15 protein-coding genes, 1 pseudogene and 1 riboswitch are annotated in these 17599 nt (G+C 64.0%); of the genes and pseudogenes, 10 read left to right on the forward strand and 6 right to left on the reverse strand.

The features are described from left to right. Position 1: 1 nt before the first annotated feature. Positions 2 to 313 carry an antibiotic biosynthesis monooxygenase family protein gene (locus S101446_RS13795; RefSeq protein ID WP_010507156.1) on the reverse strand — a complete coding sequence of 104 codons (312 nt, stop codon included), beginning with the start codon at positions 311 to 313 and terminating at the stop codon, positions 2 to 4. Between the two features lie 126 nt (positions 314 to 439). Further along, positions 440 to 527, forward strand: a riboswitch (glycine riboswitch). A 259-nt stretch (positions 528 to 786) separates the two neighbouring features. Here S101446_RS13795 and gcvT point away from each other — a divergent pair. From gcvT to S101446_RS13825, 6 genes and pseudogenes are all read left to right on the forward strand, one after another. After that, entirely contained in the window at positions 787 to 1920 is a 1134-nt protein-coding gene (gene gcvT, locus S101446_RS13800) for a glycine cleavage system aminomethyltransferase GcvT (RefSeq protein WP_087608597.1), read from the forward strand. Between the two features lie 48 nt (positions 1921 to 1968). Next, positions 1969 to 2334 carry a glycine cleavage system protein GcvH gene (gene gcvH / locus S101446_RS13805; protein WP_048851639.1) on the forward strand — a complete coding sequence of 122 codons (366 nt, stop codon included), beginning with the start codon at positions 1969 to 1971 and terminating at the stop codon, positions 2332 to 2334. A gap of 41 nt (positions 2335 to 2375) precedes the next feature. Further along, entirely contained in the window at positions 2376 to 5261 is a 2886-nt protein-coding gene (gene gcvP / locus S101446_RS13810) for an aminomethyl-transferring glycine dehydrogenase (RefSeq protein ID WP_087608598.1), read from the forward strand. 225 nt (positions 5262 to 5486) lie between these two features. Then, positions 5487 to 6560: an ABC transporter substrate-binding protein gene (locus S101446_RS13815; protein WP_087608599.1), complete on the forward strand. Its 1074-nt coding sequence runs from the start codon at positions 5487 to 5489 to the stop codon at positions 6558 to 6560. Further along, entirely contained in the window at positions 6557 to 7564 is a 1008-nt protein-coding gene (locus S101446_RS13820; protein WP_087608600.1) for a FecCD family ABC transporter permease, read from the forward strand. The genes S101446_RS13815 and S101446_RS13820 overlap by 4 nt, the downstream gene beginning before the upstream one ends. A 74-nt stretch (positions 7565 to 7638) precedes the next feature. Beyond that, positions 7639 to 8307 (forward strand): annotated as a pseudogene (locus S101446_RS13825) (ABC transporter ATP-binding protein); the annotation flags it as partial. A 101-nt stretch (positions 8308 to 8408) separates the two neighbouring features. On the opposite strand, the gene S101446_RS13830 reads toward S101446_RS13825, so the two are convergent. From S101446_RS13830 to S101446_RS13840, 3 genes are all read right to left on the reverse strand, one after another. Beyond that, positions 8409 to 8711 (reverse strand): hypothetical protein, encoded by a 303-nt coding sequence (locus S101446_RS13830; protein WP_010507138.1) that lies wholly within the window; start codon positions 8709 to 8711, stop codon positions 8409 to 8411. 156 nt (positions 8712 to 8867) lie between these two features. After that, positions 8868 to 10748: a hypothetical protein gene (locus S101446_RS13835; RefSeq protein ID WP_010507136.1), complete on the reverse strand. Its 1881-nt coding sequence runs from the start codon at positions 10746 to 10748 to the stop codon at positions 8868 to 8870. 163 nt (positions 10749 to 10911) lie between these two features. Then, positions 10912 to 11556 carry a class I SAM-dependent methyltransferase gene (locus S101446_RS13840; protein WP_010507134.1) on the reverse strand — a complete coding sequence of 215 codons (645 nt, stop codon included), beginning with the start codon at positions 11554 to 11556 and terminating at the stop codon, positions 10912 to 10914. Between the two features lie 89 nt (positions 11557 to 11645). On the opposite strand from S101446_RS13840, the gene S101446_RS13845 reads away from it, so the two are divergent. The 4 genes from S101446_RS13845 to ftsY all read left to right on the forward strand — a co-directional run bounded on the left by S101446_RS13845 (position 11646) and on the right by ftsY (position 15207). Beyond that, entirely contained in the window at positions 11646 to 12047 is a 402-nt protein-coding gene (locus S101446_RS13845) for a VOC family protein (RefSeq protein WP_048851625.1), read from the forward strand. 73 nt (positions 12048 to 12120) lie between these two features. After that, the gene (dapF, locus tag S101446_RS13850) at positions 12121 to 12945 is read left to right on the forward strand and encodes a diaminopimelate epimerase (protein ID WP_087608602.1); all 825 of its coding nucleotides are present in this window, start codon (positions 12121 to 12123) and stop codon (positions 12943 to 12945) included. Next, positions 12942 to 14189 (forward strand): tRNA (N(6)-L-threonylcarbamoyladenosine(37)-C(2))-methylthiotransferase MtaB, encoded by a 1248-nt coding sequence (mtaB, locus tag S101446_RS13855; protein ID WP_010507129.1) that lies wholly within the window; start codon positions 12942 to 12944, stop codon positions 14187 to 14189. Before dapF ends, mtaB begins: the two co-directional genes overlap by 4 nt. A 1-nt stretch (position 14190) precedes the next feature. Next, the gene (gene ftsY, locus S101446_RS13860; RefSeq protein WP_087608603.1) at positions 14191 to 15207 is read left to right on the forward strand and encodes a signal recognition particle-docking protein FtsY; all 1017 of its coding nucleotides are present in this window, start codon (positions 14191 to 14193) and stop codon (positions 15205 to 15207) included. Positions 15208 to 15333: 126 nt separating this feature from the next. On the opposite strand, the gene S101446_RS13865 is transcribed toward ftsY, so the two are convergent. After that, the gene (locus S101446_RS13865) at positions 15334 to 16557 is read right to left on the reverse strand and encodes a phosphoglycerate kinase (RefSeq protein ID WP_010507127.1); all 1224 of its coding nucleotides are present in this window, start codon (positions 16555 to 16557) and stop codon (positions 15334 to 15336) included. Continuing rightward, the gene (gene gap / locus S101446_RS13870; protein ID WP_087608604.1) at positions 16557 to 17579 is read right to left on the reverse strand and encodes a type I glyceraldehyde-3-phosphate dehydrogenase; all 1023 of its coding nucleotides are present in this window, start codon (positions 17577 to 17579) and stop codon (positions 16557 to 16559) included. The genes S101446_RS13865 and gap overlap by 1 nt, the downstream gene beginning before the upstream one ends. Positions 17580 to 17599 lie beyond the last annotated feature (20 nt).

The following is a 17599-nucleotide window of genomic DNA, read 5'->3' on the forward strand; positions in this document are numbered from 1 at the left end:
GTCAGGACCTGGGCGCAATGCGCGCGGTCTTGCGCAGGCTGACCAGGTCCACGCCCAGTTCCTTCACGCCCACTTCGAAGACCTTGAAGTGGGGGGTGGCGAGATGGGTCTCGAACGCGTCCTCGTCATCATAGACTTCCACCAGGATGACGGTCTGCGGGTCATCCATCGGGCTTATGGCCTCAAAGCGCTGGCAGCCGCTTTCATCCGCCACGGAATGCGCGCTGTCATAGGTGCACAGTTCGAGGAAGTGGTCACGGTTTTCAGCAGGAACGCGGAATTCGGCCACGACGGTCAGCGGGCTTGTGGTCATGCGGGTGGATCCTTTTTTATATTACGGACTCAGAACGTAATGCCTGAATGCCGTGGTGTCACGGTGTCCGGAAGACGGGATGGTTTTCATGGATTGACTTGGCGCGTCCGGTCATGTCAAGTCAGCTTTGTCGACACGGGAGAGACTGGCCCCGCGCCAGCGCCGAAGGAGCAACCGCCCCGGAAACTCTCAGGCCAAAGGACCGGTCGGCCGAGAATTCTGGAAAGAGGCGCCCTGATCCGGGCACCCGCCGACGGGATAGCGATCTCAGGCACATGCGACAGAAGGGGCACTTTTGAATCCATCCGGATTCGACAGGAGTGCCGCATGTCCACGCCATCACCCGCCCGTGTTTTTTCCCTGTCCTGGCTTCCCATTCCCCGTTCCGCTGGCGCGTATCGTGCCATGTCGCCCGCATGCCGTGCATGTGGGGGTGCCTGCGCGCATGCGGACATGCACAAGGCCCAGCCCGCATGACCCAGCCGCTGCTGCGAACCCCGCTTTATGACCTTCATCTTGAACTCGGCGCGCGGATGGTGCCATTCGCGGGCTATGACATGCCGGTGCAGTATCCTGCCGGGGTCATGGCCGAACACCTGCATACCCGGGCAAAGGCGGGGCTGTTTGATGTCTCGCACATGGGGCAGGTGCGCATCCGCCCGAAATCCGGCCAGGTCACGGATGCCGCCCATGCGCTGGAGGCACTGGTGCCCGCCGATATCGTCGGCCTGAAACCCGGTCGCCAGCGTTATGCGGTGTTCACCACGGCGGATGGCGGCATCAGCGACGACCTGATGGTCACCAACATGGGCGACTGGTTGCTGCTGGTGGTCAATGCCGCGTGCAAGGATGCCGATTTCGCGCATGTGCGTGACGCGCTGGGGGCGACCTGTGATGTGGACATGCTGGCTGACCGTGCCCTGATCGCGGTGCAGGGGCCCGCGGCCGAGGCCGCCCTTGTCGCCCTTGACCCCAAGGCTGCCGGGATGCGCTTCATGGATGTGGCTGAGATGGAACTGGCGGGCGTGCCCTGCATCGTCTCGCGTTCGGGCTATACGGGCGAGGACGGATTCGAAATCGGCATGGCGAATGACGGTGCCCTCACCGTGGCCCGTGCCCTGCTGGCCCATCCCGATGTCGCGCCCGTGGGCCTTGGCGCGCGCGACAGCCTGCGGCTGGAAGCCGGGCTGTGCCTGTACGGTTCCGATATCGACCTGACCACGACCCCGGTTGAGGCCGCCCTTGAATGGTCCATCCAGAAAAGCCGCAAGCCCGGTGGCGCGCGTGCCGGTGGCTATCCCGGGGCGCAGGTCGTGGCCGACCAGCTGGCCGATGGCACGACGCGCCGCCGCGTGGGCCTGCGCGCGCAGGGCCGCGCGCCGGTGCGCGCAGGGGCCGAACTGTTTGCCGACGAAGCGGGCACGCAGCCCGCGGGCCGCGTGACGTCGGGCGCGTTTGGCCCCAGCGTGGGTGGTCCCGTCGCCATGGGCTACGTGGCGGCTGACCATGCCACCGTCGGCACATCGCTGTTCGCCAGCGTGCGGGGCCGGTTGCTGCCGGTGGCGGTGACGGCGCTGCCCTTCGTGGCGGCAACGTTCAAACGCTAGGTTTCCCGCTGTTTTTTCAAACATATTTCAGATCAATGGAGCATGGACATGACCGTTTATTACACCCGGGAACATGAATGGCTGCGCGTTGACGGTGATGTCGCGGTTGTCGGCATTACCGCCCATGCGGCGAACGAACTGGGCGAACTGGTGTTTGCCGAAGCCCGCGACCCCGGCACGACGGTGGAACAGGGCGACAGCGTGGCCGTGGTGGAATCGGTCAAGGCGGCATCCGACATCTACGCGCCCGTGACGGGTGACGTGCTGGCGTTCAACGATGCGCTGGGCGATGACGCCGCTCTGGTCAACCGCGATCCCGAAGGCGAGGGCTGGATCGTGCGCATGACCATTGCGGATGCATCCCAGCTTGAGGGCCTGATGGACAGGGCCACCTATACCGCGCTGGTTGGCTGATTTTCCTGACCGTCCCCTTGTCTTTACGGAGTACGCTGGCCGTGACGTCTTCCCCGTGTGGTTCTTCTTCCCTGTGGCATGATCTGGGTGATGATGCCGGTGCGTTCTGCGCCCGTCATGTCGGCCCGGACGCGCATGACGTGGCCGACATGCTGCGTGTGGTGGGGGCGGACAGCCTCGATACGCTTATGGCGCAGACCGTGCCGGACGCCATCCGCCTGTCGGGCGCAATGGGTCTTGGCGCGGGTGTGCCCGAACATGTGGCGCTGGCCCGCCTGCGCACGATCGCGGCGGAAAACCGGGTCCTGACATCGCTGATCGGGCAGGGGTATTACGACACGATCCTGCCCGGTGTGATCCAGCGCAACGTGCTGGAAAACCCGGCCTGGTACACGGCCTATACCCCGTACCAGCCCGAAATCAGCCAGGGACGGCTGGAAGCGCTGCTGAACTTCCAGACACTGGTGATCGAACTGACCGGGCTGAACGTGGCCAATGCCTCGCTGCTGGACGAGGGGACGGCGGCAGCCGAAGCCATGGCCATGGCCCGTCGCGTGGCCAAAAGCAAAGCCAACGCCTTCTTTGTCGATGCCGACTGCCACCCGCAGACCATCGCGGTCGTGCGCACCCGCGCCGAACCGATGGGCTGGCAGGTCGTGGTGGGTGATCCCGCCACCGATCTGGACCCGCAGGCGGTGTTTGGCGCGCTGTTCCAGTACCCGGGGTCATCGGGTGAGATCCGTGATCCGCGTGCATGGATCGAAAGCCTGCATGCGACGGGTGCGATTGCGAGTGTCGCGGCGGACCCCATGGCGCTGCTGCTGCTGGAAAGCCCCGGCGCGCTGGGGGCGGATATCGCCATCGGGTCCATGCAGCGTTACGGCATGCCCATGGGGGCCGGTGGTCCACATGCGGCCTACATGGCGACGCGCGATGCATTCCGCCGCAACATTCCGGGGCGGATCGTGGGTGTATCCATCGATTCGCGCGGCAATCCCGCCTACCGTCTGGCGCTGCAGACGCGTGAGCAGCACATCCGCCGTGAAAAGGCGACATCGAACATCTGCACCGCACAGGCGCTGCCCGCCATCGTGTCGTCCATGTATGCGCTGTACCATGGCCCGGCGGGACTGAGGGCCATCGCCACGCGCATCCACAGGCTGGCCACCATCATGGCCGCCGGCCTGCGCGCGCTGGGGGCGAAGGTGGTGACAACGGCGTTCTTTGACACGGTCACGGTTGCAACCGGCACGGAGACGGATGCCGTGATGGCGCGCGCGCTGGATGCGGGCATGAACCTGCGGCGGGTCGATGCGACCCATGTGGGCATCAGTCTGGATGAGACCTCCACGCCGGACACGGTGCGCGCGGTCTGGACCAGCGTCAGTGGCGACGGCGCAGGAGTGGCCGGGGTCGAGGCCGGCCTTGCCGCAGTCGGCAGCCCCATTCCCGTGGGCCTTGCCCGCACGGGTAACATGCTGATGCAGCCCATCTTTTCCGCCTGCCGGTCGGAAACCGACATGCTGCGCTACCTGCGCCGCCTTGCCGACCGCGACCTGGCGCTGGACCGGTCCATGATCCCGCTGGGGTCATGCACCATGAAGCTGAACGCCACGGCGGAAATGCTGCCCATCACGTGGCCGGAATTCTGCAATATCCATCCCTTCGCACCTGCGGACCAGATGCGGGGCTATGCCCGCCTGTTTGCCGATCTTGAACGGATGCTGTGCCGGATCAGCGGTTATGCCGCCGTCTCGCTCCAGCCCAATTCCGGCGCGCAGGGGGAATTCGCGGGGCTCATGGCCATCCGTGGGTACCACCGCGGGCGTGGCGATGTGGGGCGTGACGTGTGCCTGATCCCGGCATCGGCCCATGGCACCAATCCCGCATCGGCCCAGATGGCGGGCATGCGCATTGTGGTGGTGGCGTGCGATCCGCAGGGCAATGTCGATATTGACGACCTGAAGGCGAAGATCGCGAAACATGCCGACCAGCTTGCCGCGATCATGATCACCTATCCCTCCACCCATGGCGTGTTCGAGGACAACGTGCGCGAGATCTGTGCGCTGGTGCATGCGGCGGGCGGACAGGTCTATGTCGATGGTGCGAACCTGAATGCGCAGGTGGGGCTGGCGCAACCGGGCGTGTATGGCGGCGATGTCAGTCATTTCAACCTGCACAAGACCTTCTGCATCCCGCATGGCGGGGGTGGTCCGGGCATGGGACCGATCGGGGTGGGGGCGCATCTTGCCCCCTACCTGCCCGGTGCGCCGCAGCTTGGCGCGGCCAACGCCATTTCGGCTGCTCCCTTCGGGTCTGCCGATGTGCTGCCGATTTCATGGATGTACATGGTCATGATGGGCGATGCGGGGCTGAAGCGTGCGACCGAGGTCGCGATCCTGAACTCCAACTACATCGCAACGCGGCTTTCGGCGCATTATCCGGTGCTGTACCGGGGTGCGAACGGGCGGGTCGCGCATGAATGCATCATCGACCTGCGCCCGCTGAAGGACAAGGTCGGGGTTACGGTGGATGATATCGCCAAACGCCTGATCGACCATGGCTTCCATGCGCCGACCGTCAGTTTTCCGGTTGCGGGCACGTTCATGATCGAACCCACCGAATCCGAAAGCCGGACCGAACTGGACCGCTTCTGTGATGCGATGATCGCCATCCGCGCCGAAATCATGGCGGTTGAAAATGGCGAACTGACCATCGACGACAGCCCCCTGCGCCACGCCCCGCACACCGTGCGTGACGTGACCGACCCGGACTGGGCCCATGTCTATGACCGTGCGCAGGCCAGCCTGCCGGGCGCCGTGGCGCCAGCCAGCAAATACTGGTCCCCGGTCAACCGGCTGGACAATGCCTATGGGGATCGCAACCTTGTCTGTTCGTGCCCTGATATCAGCACCTATGCTGGTTAGGGGCATTTCAGGATAACGGGTTGACCGGAAATAAAAGAAGTTTTCGGGTGCCGTCTTTTTTTCAGGAAGGCGGCGTTCCCGGAAGCTTTTTGCAACACGCTTCACCCGAAAACTTCCATTATTTTCAGTCTTCTTTCGGGGGGATCCGTCGGCAGGCGTGCCCCCGGGGCTGATTGCGTCCCGGTGGTTCATGTATATATCTGTTTCGATATAATACGTTGGACCATGGAAGGGGACAGCACGGTGAAGATTGGCAGACGCAGGCTGGGCATCGGGGCACTGGCGTGCATGATTGCGGCAGGTGACCCCATCCTGTCGCCCGCCATGGCGCGCGAGGTGACGGACATGGCGGGCGTTGCCCAGTCCGTGCCCGACCATCCCGCGCGGATTGCCGACCTGTGGTTCGCCCATAACGAACTGGTGCTGATGCTGGGCGGCGCACGGCAGATTGTCATGACCGTGGACCGCCCGCAGGCACGCCCGTGGATGTACAAGGTCTTCCCCACCATGTATCAGGCACAGGTGGTCAACGGCCCGCAGGTCAATGCCGAAACCCTGCTGCGGGACCGGGTGGACCTTGTATTCATGCCAGATGCCTCGGCTGCCATCGCGGCGTTCCGTGGGGTCGGGGTGCCAACCCTTGTTTCCGCATTCCATGACGTGGACGGATTGCTGCGGGTCATGGACATGACGGCGGCCGCCCTGGGCACGGAACAGGCGCATGTGACTGCCACCCGTTACCGCACCATGATGCTGCAGACCGTCAATGACGCGCGCGACAGGCTGTCCGGCCTGCCCGACGCCCAGCGTCCGCGCGTGCTGCATATCCAGTCGCTGCACCCGCTGAAGGTGGATGGCGCGGACAGCATTGTCGATGAATGGATCACCCTTGCCGGTGGCCGCAACGCCGCGCAGGGCGTAAGTGGCAACATGAAGCCGGTTTCGGTCGAGCAGGTGGCAGCATGGGACCCGGATGTCATCATCCTTGGCCCGGATTGCGGCACGCTGGACCCGGCGGCCAATGGCGGCGTGTGGCAGCGCCTGCGCGCGGTGCGGGAGGGCAGGGTGCATAACAACCCGTCGGGTGTTTTCCCGTGGGACCGGTACGGCAGCGAACTGCCGCTGCAGATCAGCTGGGCTGCCAGGATCCTGCACCCCGACCGGTTTGCCGATGTGGACCCGCTGACCCTGACACGTGAATTCTACGATACCTATTTCCATTATGCCCTGAGTGCACAGGACGCGGCCCGCATTCTTGCGGGGCAGCCACCTGAACCCGTGGCGGACAGGACGCCGTGAACCTGCGCGCGCGCGTGGTCGGGTGCCTGTGTGTGGTGGGCCTGCTGGTGCTGGCGCTGCTGTCGGCATGTATGGGGCGCTTCCCGTTGCAGCCGGGGCAGGTGCTGCATGCCCTGCTGACGGTGGGGCATGCCCCGGCGCAGGGCGATATGGTGCATACCGTCCTGTTTGGCGCGCGCCTGCCCCGGATCGGGGGGGCGATGTGCGTGGGGGCGGCGCTGTCGGTGGCGGGGGCTGCGTACCAGGCGGTGTTTCGTAATCCGCTGGTCTCCCCCGGCCTGCTTGGCGTGCTGGCGGGTGCCGGCATGGGGGCGGCGCTGGGTATTGTATGGGGCATGGGCCATGTCGGTGTGGCCGCCCTGTCCTTCCTTGGCGGTCTGGCGGCGGTGGCGTTCGGGGTGGGGGTGGCGCAGATGTTTGATGCGACATCCATGCTGATGCTGATATTCGGCGGGCTGATCAGTTCGGCGCTGTTTACGGCGCTGCTGTCGCTGCTCAAATACGTGGCGGACCCGCAGAACCAGTTGCCCGATATCGTATTCTGGCTGCTGGGCAGCCTGACGCAGGTGACACCGCAGGCGCTGGTCGTGCTGGTGGGACCGGTGGCGATGGGGATCGTGCTGCTGTCGGCATGTGGGCGGATGCTGGACGGGCTTGCCATGGGGGATGAGGAAGCGCGCACGCTGGGCATACCGGTCATGGCGCTGCGATACGGGGTGATTGGCGGGGCTACGGTGCTGGCGGCCATGACGGTCGCGGTCGCGGGCATGATTGGCTGGGTCGGGCTGGTTGTGCCCCATGTCGCGCGCCTGCTGGTCGGGCCATGCAACATGCGCGTGCTGCCGGTCAGTGCCTGCGTGGGGGCGATGTTCCTGCTGGTCTGTGATGACCTGGCGCGCACCCTGTCGGCGGAGGAAATTCCCGTGGGCCTGATTGCCGACCTGCTGGGGGTGGTGGTGTTTGTCGCGGTGCTGCCGCTGTTGCGGCGCGGGTGGCGGGCATGAGGGGGGGCAGCGCCATCCTGCGGGTGGACCATGCGGGTTTCCACCGGGGACATCGCACGGTGCTGCATGATGTCTCGCTGGATATCCGCACGGGTGAGATGACGGCCCTGCTGGGGCCGAATGGCGCGGGAAAGACCACGCTGCTGCGCCTGCTGCTGGGTCTTGCCCGCCCGGATTCAGGCCGGGTCTGGCTGGATGGCAGGCCCATGGCGGACTGGTCCCGGCGGGACATCGCGCGCCGCATCGCCTATGTACCGCAGGGGCATGTGCCGCTGTTTCCCTATAGCGTGCGTGATATCGTGGGCATGGGACGACTGGCGGAAACGCCGTTTGCGCCCACGCTGCATGAACGCGATCGTGAAGCGGTGGCGCATGCGCTGGCGCAACTGTCGATCACCCATCTTGCCGCGCGGCCCTATACCGAACTGTCCGGCGGGGAACGGCAGGCCGTGCTGCTGGCCCGTGCGCTGGCGCAGGGGGGACAGGTCCTGATTCTGGATGAACCGGAAACCGGTCTTGATTACGGGCAGAAACAGCGGCTGTACGCCCTGCTGCGCCGGCTGTCGGCACAGGGCCGCGCGATTGTCGCCACCACGCATGACCCGGTTCAGGCCGCGGGCATATTCGATCGGGCCATCCTGCTGCGTCATGGCCGGGTCATGGCGGATGGACCGGCCGCATTCCTGCTGGCGCCGCCCATGCTGGATCAGCTTTATGCGCCACAGGAGCGGGAAAAAAACTGAAGAAAGTTTCTGGTGAAGCTTTTTTCAAAACGCTTCGGGAAACGTCACCTGTTTGAAAAAAGGTGGCGCCCAAAAACTTTTATTGTTTTCCAGACAGTCTTTTAGCGGCCGTACGGGTTGGTATCGACACGCACGGCCTTGCCGGTCCGGTCATAATACAGGACGGCGGTGCCGCGTCGTTCCGCATAGCCGTCCGGTTCCCCCGTGGGGGTCCAGAACAGCAGGCGGTTCAGGTCCGGCTGTTCCTTGATCTTGTCACCTGGGGGGATGTAGCGGTACTGGCTGTAATCCATGTGCAGCCGTGGCAGCGGCGGCTTCTTGGAAAGCTGGTGCATGGAAAAATGGCGCTGCGAGGCCTCGCCGGGGTCTTCGTTGCCAGCGTCGGCATGTCCCCCGTCGGCCATTGCCACACCCGGCACGACAGGGGCACATAATACGCCCAGCAGAACCAAGTGCCGTAACCTGATTGACATGAGCGCTGGCCTTTCCATCATTCCTGATTGCGGGCCACCATCCTCCTTTTCCATGCCGGACGCAATATCCCACACCGCAAGGGGGGATTACTGGAATGGCAGGTAGCGGAAGTCAAAGAAGATTTCGCTCAGGCTGGTTGTCGGCGCGCCACCCATGCCGCCCCATGTATGCACGCGCGAATAGGCCAGCTGCGTGCCCGCCTGCACCGTGCCGTACTGGCCGTGGATGAAGCGGTACCATGCGCCGATGGTGAATTCCTCCACCGAACGGATGTTGGCGGTGCAGTTGCCCAGGGCGGCGCTGACCGCATCGGAGGTTTCCGTCTCGCACCCGGTATTGTTCGCCATGGGGTTGCCATAGCCATAGGCCTGCCCATCCGAATCAAAATAGCTGCGGCCTGAACGCTGCATGCCGAAATAGCCATAGACGTCCAGAACCTTGTTCGGGTGCGCGATCACGCCCGCGGTTGTCTGCGCGCTGGACAGCAGGGCCGGCGCGCCATTGGCCCGCAACGTGGCGTCAGGCAGCAGGACCGAGCCGTAGCGGCCAATGCCCCGGCCCGCCAGTCCCGCCAGCCGCACTTCCAGCTTGTGCGGAATGACCGGCAGGATCATCGACCCACCAGCCCCCCATGCAATGGCGGTATGGTTCTGGCCCGTGCCATTGATGACGGAACGGTCGTGGGGGAAGTGCAGCAGTCCCTCGATTTCGTAATGGCCCCATGTCGGGTCCCATGCCACCTTGCCGATGATGTCGGGGGCGATTTCGTTGGAATAGTTGGTGGTGGAACTGGTCAGCCCCACACCGTTCGAGCCGACCTTGGCATAGTTGCCGCTGCCCGGCAGGCTGTATTCCCCGTTATCCCCCGAAGCGGAGAAGCCGGTCGTGTCATAGATGGTGGCCGGGTTTTCAATCGAGAAACCCGTCCAGACGCGATGGTTCATGAAATCCTTGACCACGCGCACCTGCCACTGCCGCGACCATGTCTGTCCGGCGAGGATGGAGGATTCGATTGTTTCGGGCAGGCTTTCCTGGCGCGGCACGATGCCCACGCGGTCAGGCGTCAGCATGGTCCAGGCCTGACCGATCAGGAAATGCATGTTGGCGTGCGAATCATCCAGCGTCAGGTAAGCCTGCCGCAGCCGGGGCACGTAGGAATTGCTTTCATACGGGTTGGTGGTTTCGGCACTCGCGCCAAAATCCGTTTCCACGAACCCCGCCACCGTCAGGTGCGGGTTGAGCTGTCCCCGCGCCATGAGCGAGAAGCGCGAATACCGCGCATCCCCATTGAAGTTGGTGGTGTGGAAATTCGAACTGTCGCGGAAGGGGATCGCGTTCCAGTAATTGAAGATGCCCGATGAAACCTGCCGGTTTTCCACCAGCGCCGCCGCATCGAAGAAACCGCCAAGGATGATGGACACGGGACCAAGGTGGAACACCTTGCTGCCCAGCGCGCCTGCCGACTGCGCGCCCACCGTTTCGCGGTTATGCGGGCCGACATTGTTGTTGGCCATGTGGGAAATCAGGTCTTCCTCACGGTGCGCCACGACCGATTCATAGGTCGGCTGGTCGCCCAGTTCGGATACCGGGTCGGAATGACCGCCGATATGCGGGCGCGCCATGGAGGCGATCCCCGCCGTCTGGGACGGTGCGGGGCTGTGCCCTTCCACCGGCGTCCAGCCGCCGTGTACATGCCCGCCCGACCCCGTGACCTCCAGCGGGTGGCCGCCATGGGCCGCCGTGCCACCCATCTGGGCGCGGTGCTGGATGATCTGCTGGCGCATGGCCTGCAGGCTTTTCTGTAGCGCCATCTGCTGCTGCTGCAACTGTTCCATCTGGCGTTCCATGATATCCAGTGATTCTGGATCTTCATCGGCCCAGACGGGCAGGGGGGCCAGAACGGAACACACCAACAGCACGTGCGACAGACGCACATGCCGGGTTATGGAAAAGGACGGAATCCGCATGTATTGTCAGGGGGCCCCAAATCAGGTTTCACAGAATATATGTCAAAACATTTCCAGATAAAGGGGTAAATGATAATTTCTTTTAATATCGGCCCGCCCACTGGCCTGCGCTGTGTATCAGCATGATAATATAACGGCACAGGGTCGTATTATTGATCTAATGTTACAAAATGTCAGGACGGCGCGCCGTCATGGCGTGAACGGCGTCATGCCAGAACAGGTCCTCGGGCGCAGGGGTGACATTGCCATTGTCCACCGGGCCAAAACCGGCGCGCTGCAGCAGGATTGACAGCATGCGGCGGCGGTCCCCTTCATCAAGCGCCTGCCACAGGGCCGTGGCCTTCTGCGGGATGAAGCGGTCACCGAATGTAATGATGATCAGGCCGCCGGGTTGCAGCACGCGGGCAATGTCGCGAAAGACCTGCGTCGGCTGGCGCAGATAGGGCACCACGTCGCACAGCAGGGCGGCATCCATGCTTTCATCCGCCAGTGGCAGGTCGGGCGTTTCGTTTATGTCTTCCACCACGCGGTCGGTCAGGCGCGGATTGCTGTCCAGCGCCTGCGTGTTGACGCCTATGCCGATCACGCTGTCGAATTCCATGTCGGGCGGCAGGTGGCTGTCCGGTCCGGCCATGATGTCGAGGATATTGCCATCTTCGGGCAGCAGCGTGCGGTACAGCGCGGTAATGGCCGTAAGCGCCCCCTGGTCCAGCATGGGTCCGGCCGGCCTGCGGGAATGGAATGCCGTATCGGATTCAGTCGAGGCGACTGTGAAGGAATGCGGGTGGAACCCGTGCAGGTCGTTCATGAATGTGCCAGACAGTACGGAAGTAACAACGCCATGTGCGGTGGGCGTATTATCACGCGCTCCGCCATGGGGAACAGGAGAAAAGCAGAATGGCCCGTATGATCCATTCGATGATCCGCGTGCGTGATGAAGCCGCGAGCCTTGCATTCTATGATACGGCTTTTGGCCTGAAGGTGGCCGACCGGCTTGTTTTCGATACTTTCACCCTTATCTACCTGTCCAATGATGAACAGGCGTTCGAGCTGGAACTGACCGTCAACCACGATCGCACGACGCCCTATGACCTGGGTGATGGCTATGGCCACCTGGCGGTGTCGGTTGCGGATGTGGACGCGGAACATGCCCGTCTTGCGGCTGCGGGCCTGTCGCCGCTGGCGGTAAAGGACATGTCGTGCGGGGAGCGGTTCGTGGGGCGGTTCTTCTTCATTACCGACCCGGATGGCTACAGGATCGAGGTGCTGCAGCGCGGCCGGCCAGGGCGTTTTCTCTGATCGGGCTTGCAAGGCCGGGCGCGGGGTGCCATCCCGCTCGCATATATGGATGGGTTGGCCCTATACAGGACGGATGATGACCGGTTTTCTCAAGATGCATGGGCTGGGCAATGATTTTGTGGTGGTGGATGAACGCGTCCACCGCCATGACCTGACACCTGCCCGCATTGCCGCATTATCCGACCGCCATACCGGCATCGGCTGCGATCAGTTCGTGACCCTGCGCCCCGCCTGTGCGGAAGGCGCGGATGTATTCGTGCGCTTTTTCAACGCCGACGGCACGGAATCGGGGGCGTGCGGCAATGCATCGCGCTGCATTGCCGATCTTGTGGCGCATGAGACGGGGCAGGATCACGTCGGGCTGCAGACCCGCGCGGGCGTGCTGCATGCCACCATTATCCGCTCCGGCCTGGTCACGGTGGATATGGGAACACCCGCGCCGGACTGGGCGGATGTGCCGCTGTCCGGACCGATGGACACGCTGCATCTGCCCATTGCGGGTGATCCGGCGGCCGTGTCCATGGGCAACCCGCATGCGACCTTTTTCATGTCCGGTGCCGATGCGATGGATCCATGCGTGGCGGGGCCGGAACTGGAACATCATCCCCTGTTTCCTGAACGCGCCAATATCGGGTTTGCCCATGTGACGGGCCGTGACGCCATGCGGCTGCGGGTATGGGAACGTGGCAGCGGCCTGACGCGGGCCTGCGGGTCGGGCGCGTGTGCCGCCGTGGTCAATGCCGTGCGGCGCGGGCTGGTGGACCGGACCTGCACCGTGGCGATGGATGGCGGCGAACTGACCATTACGTGGCGCGAAAGCGATGGGCACGTGCTGATGACCGGCCCCGCGAAAACCAGTTTCACGGGCACGTTCAACCCGGAAGACTACCCCCGATGAAGAAGCCGGAAATCCTGACCTTTGGCTGTCGCCTCAATACATATGAAAGCGAGGTGATGCGCAATCACGCCGCCGCGCTGGATAACGTGGTGATCGTGAACACCTGCGCGGTCACGGGGGAGGCCGAGCGCCAGGCCCGGCAGGCCGTGCGCCGCGCCCATCGTGACCGGCCCGACGCGCGCATCGTGGTCACGGGCTGCGCCGCCCAGATCGATCCGGACCGCTGGGCGGCATTGCCCGGCGTGACCCGCGTGCTGGGCAATCGCGAAAAGCTGGACGCCGCAAGCTGGAGCGAGATGGCGCTGGGGCAGGGCAATGCCGTGTCCGACATCATGGCCGCGCGTGAAACCGCGCCGCACCTTGTGACCGAATTCGCCGGTCGCACCCGCGCGTTCGTGGAAGTGCAGCAGGGCTGTGACCACCGTTGCACCTTCTGCATCATTCCCTTCGGACGCGGGCCGTCGCGTTCGGTCCCCGTTGGCGCGGTAGTGGAACAGGTGCGCGCGCTGGTGCAATCGGGCTACCGGGAGGTGGTGCTGACGGGCGTGGACATTACCTCATGGGGGGATGACCTGCCGGGCAGGCCACCGCTGGGGCAGTTGTGCCGCAGGCTGCTGGCCCTGGTGCCCGAACTGGAGCGGCTGCGCCTGTCCTCGGTCGATCCGGTGGAGATTGACGCGGATATATGGAAACTGCTGGAAAACGAACCGCGTTTCATGCCTTACCTGCACCTGTCGCTGCAGGCGGGGAGTGACATCATCCTCAAGCGCATGAAGCGCCGGCACCTGACGGCGGATGCGCAGGCCGTGGTGGCGCGGGCGCGGGCGCTGCGGCCCGATATCGGCATCGGGGCGGACATTATCGCCGGTTTCCCGACCGAGGACGAGGAACTGTTTGAACAGACACTTGATTTCGTGCGTGCGAATGCCCTGCCTTACCTGCACGTCTTTCCCTATAGTGAGCGACCGGGCACGCCGGCGGCCCGCATGCCCGCCATTGCCGTGCCACAACGCAAGGCGCGCGCGGCCCGCCTGCGGGCGGCGGGCGCACGGGCGGCGCGTGATTTTCATGCGCGCCTTGTGGGCCGCGCGCTACGGGTGCTGATGGAAACGGACACGGCGGGACATAGCGAGGAATTCGCCCCGGTAAGGCTGGTGGATGGCGCGGTGTCCGTGGCCGGACGCATTGAAACGGTGCGCCCGGTGGCGGTTGACGATAACGGACTGGTTGCGGAAATTCTCTGACATGGCACTTGGTTTTTTCTCACGTCTCAAGGCGGGGCTGTCGCGCTCCACACAGAAACTCAGCGGCGGGCTGAGCGCGGTCTTTACCCGGCGCAAGCTGGATGACCAGGCGCTGGAGGATCTTGAGGACCTGCTGATCTCCGCCGACCTTGGTCCCAGCGTGGCGGAAAAGGTGATTGAATCCTTCCGCCGTTCCAAGTTCGGCAAGGAAGTGACGGATGAGGAAGTGCGCCAGGCACTGGCGGAAGAAATCGCCACCATCCTTCAGCCCGTCGCCATCCCGTTTGAACCCGACCCGAAGCACAGGCCGCATGTGGTGCTGGTGGTGGGGGTGAATGGCACCGGCAAGACCACCACCATCGGCAAGATGGCCCGTTTCTATGGTGAACAGGGCAAGAAGGTAATGATGGTCGCGGGCGATACCTTCCGCGCCGCAGCCGTCGAACAGTTGCAGGTATGGGGCGAGCGAACGGGTGCCCCCGTCATTGCGGGAAAGCCCAACGCCGACGCGGCGGGACTGGCGTTCGAGGCGCTGAAGCGCGCCACGGCGGAAAAGGCCGACCTGCTGCTGGTCGACACGGCGGGCCGCCTGCATAACAAGAGCGCGCTGATGGAGGAACTGGCCAAGATCATCCGCGTCATGCGCAAGTTTGACGAAACCGCGCCCCATTCCGTGCTGCTGGTGCTGGACGCCACCACGGGGCAGAACGCGGTGGAACAGGTGCGGGTATTCAAGGAACTGGTCAATGTGACCGGGCTGGTCGTGACCAAGCTGGACGGTTCGGCCCGTGGCGGGATCGTGGTTGCACTGGCTGATGCGTTCGGCCTGCCGGTGCATCTGGTGGGCGTGGGCGAACAGGCCGATGACCTGCGCCCATTCTCCGCCGAGGCGTTCGCCAAAGGGCTGGTTGGCGATTCGATCAAGGTCATCGAACGCGACGACAGGCCCGCCGAAGATCAGGCGGAAGATGCCGAAGCGCTTCCGTCCGGGGCGGAACACCCACAACAGCAGGGCTGATTTCGCAGAACCATCCCGGCATGAAAAAAGGGACCACCCCACGGGATGGTCCCTGACCTGAAAAAAGCTTCAGGGAACGCCGCCTTTTTGAAAAAGGCGGCACCCAAAAACTTTGGTTACTTTTCCTCAGATCGGCAGCGCGCGTTCAAAGATGTTTTCCAGCGCCATGATGCCCGGCAGCGTCTTGCCTTCCATCCATTCAAGGAAGGCCCCGCCCGCGCTGGAAATGTAGGAGATATGTTTCTCCACCCCCGCATGACGCAGGGCGGAAACCGTATCCCCGCCACCTGCGATGCTTTTCAGCGCGCCGGAATCGGTCAGGCGCGCCACGTCGCGCGCCACCGCATTGGTCGCGGCGTCAAACGGCGTGATCTCGAATGCGCCCAGCGGGCCGTTCCAGACCAGTGTTTTCAGCGTCGCGATCTTCTGCTCGATCAGCCTGACCGTTTCCGGCCCGACATCCAGCATCATCGCATCATCGGGAATGGCGGTGACGGGTACGGTGCGGGTCGGCACATCGGCCCTGAAGTCCGTTGCGGTCACGGCGTCAACCGGCAGCACGATCTCGCAACCCTTTTCCTTTGCTTTTGCAAGGATGTCGCGCGCGGTGTCGTGCATGTCCGCTTCCTGCAGCGACCGGCCCACATTCACCCCCTGTGCCGCAAGGAACGTGTTGGCCATCGCGCCACCGATGATCAGCATGTCCACCTTGGCCAGCAGGTTGCCGATCAGGTCCAGCTTGGTGGAAATCTTGGACCCGCCCACGATGGCCCCAACCGGACGGGCGGGATTTTCCAGCGCGATGTTCAGCGCGTTGAGTTCCGTTTCCATCAACCGCCCGGCAAAGGATGGCAGCAGGCGGGCCACCCCCTCGGTCGAGGCATGGGCGCGATGGGCGGCGGAAAACGCATCGTTGACGTAATAGTCGGCCAGTGATGCGAATTCCTTCGCCAGCGCGGGATCGTTCTGTTCCTCACCGGGGTAGAAGCGGGTGTTTTCCAGCACCACGACATCCCCGTCCTGCATCGCGTCCACCGCCTGCTGCACCTTCGGGCCGATACAGTCATCGACAAAGGTGACCGGGCGGCCCAGCGCATCGCCCAGCGCATCGGCGATCGGGCCAAGCGACATTTCCGGCACGGGCTTGCCCTTGGGGCGGTCGAAGTGACTGACGACAATCACCTTCGCCCCCTTCTGCGCCAGTTCCTGTATGGTGGGCAGCAGGCGCAGGATACGGGTTGCATCGGTGATCTGGGCGTTCCTGACCGGAACGTTCAGATCGGCGCGCAGGAGAACCTTCTTGCCCGTGGCATCAAGGTCATCCAGCGTCCTGAAGGATGTCGCGCCCATTACAGTGCCCCGAATACGGCAGCCGTGTCGGCCATGCGGTTGGAGAAGCCCCATTCATTGTCATACCAGCTGCAGATGCGCACCAGCCTGCCACCGTCGATCACGGCGGTCTGGGTCGCGTCAAAGGTGGAAGACGCGGGGGAGTGGTTGAAATCCGTGCTGACCAGCGGCGCGGTGTTGTAGGCGAGGATGCCCTTCAGCGGCCCGGACTCGGATGCCCTGAGCAGGGCCTCGTTCACTTCCTCGACCGAGGCCGGGGCTTTTTTGGGCACGAAATCCAGCGAGACGAGCGAGACATTGGGCGTGGGCACGCGAATGGCGGTGCCGTCCAGCCGGCCCTTCAGGTGCGGCAGTACCAGCCCCACGGCGCGCGCGGCCCCGGTGGAGGTCGGGATCATGTTCAGCGCCGCGCCGCGTGCGCGGCGCAGGTCCTTGTGCAGCGTGTCCACCGTGCGCTGGTCGCCGGTATAGGAATGGATGGTGACCATGTAGCCGCATTCGATGCCGAACGTGTCATCCAGCACCTTGGCCACCGGGGCCAGGCAGTTGGTGGTGCATGACGCGTTGGAAATGACGGTCATGTCGGGTGTCAGCACATCCTGGTTCACGCCGAACACGATGGTGGCGTCCACGCCCGACGCGGGGGCGGACACGATCACCTTGCGCGCGCCCGCCTTGATCAGCTGGGCGGCCTTTTCCTTGTCGGTGAAGCGGCCCGTGCATTCCAGCGCCACGTCCACGCCCTGGAAGGGCACCTTCGTCGGGTCGGCCTCGGCCGAGACGGTGATGGGATCATAGGTGCGGCCATTGGCGGTGATGATGATCTGGTTGCCATCCACCTTTACATCGGCGGGAAAGCGGCCATGCACGCTGTCATATGACAGCAGGTGTGCGTTGTCTGCCACGCTGCCGAGGTCATTGATGGCCACGGGCACGACATCGGTGCGCCCGCTTTCGATAATGCCACGCAGTACAAGGCGACCAATGCGACCGAAACCGTTTATTGCGACTTTGACAGCCATTTTCTTATTTTCTCCGTAAG

The organism is Komagataeibacter europaeus (assembly GCF_002173515.1).
Classification (GTDB): Bacteria; Pseudomonadota; Alphaproteobacteria; order Acetobacterales; family Acetobacteraceae; genus Komagataeibacter; species Komagataeibacter europaeus.

Excerpts from the sequence above, each read along its gene's own strand:
- ftsY (WP_087608603.1), top strand. The coding sequence starts at position 14,191 with ATGGCACTTGGTTTTTTCTCACGTCTCAAGGCGGGGCTGTCGCGCTCC.
- S101446_RS13840 (WP_010507134.1), bottom strand. The coding sequence starts at position 11,556 with ATGAACGACCTGCACGGGTTCCACCCGCATTCCTTCACAGTCGCCTCG.
- S101446_RS13835 (WP_010507136.1), bottom strand. The coding sequence starts at position 10,748 with ATGCGGATTCCGTCCTTTTCCATAACCCGGCATGTGCGTCTGTCGCAC.
- S101446_RS13845 (WP_048851625.1), top strand. The coding sequence starts at position 11,646 with ATGGCCCGTATGATCCATTCGATGATCCGCGTGCGTGATGAAGCCGCG.
- dapF (WP_087608602.1), top strand. The coding sequence starts at position 12,121 with ATGATGACCGGTTTTCTCAAGATGCATGGGCTGGGCAATGATTTTGTG.
- gcvH (WP_048851639.1), top strand. The coding sequence starts at position 1,969 with ATGACCGTTTATTACACCCGGGAACATGAATGGCTGCGCGTTGACGGT.
- mtaB (WP_010507129.1), top strand. The coding sequence starts at position 12,942 with ATGAAGAAGCCGGAAATCCTGACCTTTGGCTGTCGCCTCAATACATAT.
- S101446_RS13830 (WP_010507138.1), bottom strand. The coding sequence starts at position 8,711 with ATGGCCGACGGGGGACATGCCGACGCTGGCAACGAAGACCCCGGCGAG.
- gcvT (WP_087608597.1), top strand. The coding sequence starts at position 787 with ATGACCCAGCCGCTGCTGCGAACCCCGCTTTATGACCTTCATCTTGAA.
- S101446_RS13795 (WP_010507156.1), bottom strand. The coding sequence starts at position 313 with ATGACCACAAGCCCGCTGACCGTCGTGGCCGAATTCCGCGTTCCTGCT.
- gap (WP_087608604.1), bottom strand. The coding sequence starts at position 17,579 with ATGGCTGTCAAAGTCGCAATAAACGGTTTCGGTCGCATTGGTCGCCTT.
- S101446_RS13865 (WP_010507127.1), bottom strand. The coding sequence starts at position 16,557 with ATGGGCGCGACATCCTTCAGGACGCTGGATGACCTTGATGCCACGGGC.
- S101446_RS13815 (WP_087608599.1), top strand. The coding sequence starts at position 5,487 with ATGGAAGGGGACAGCACGGTGAAGATTGGCAGACGCAGGCTGGGCATC.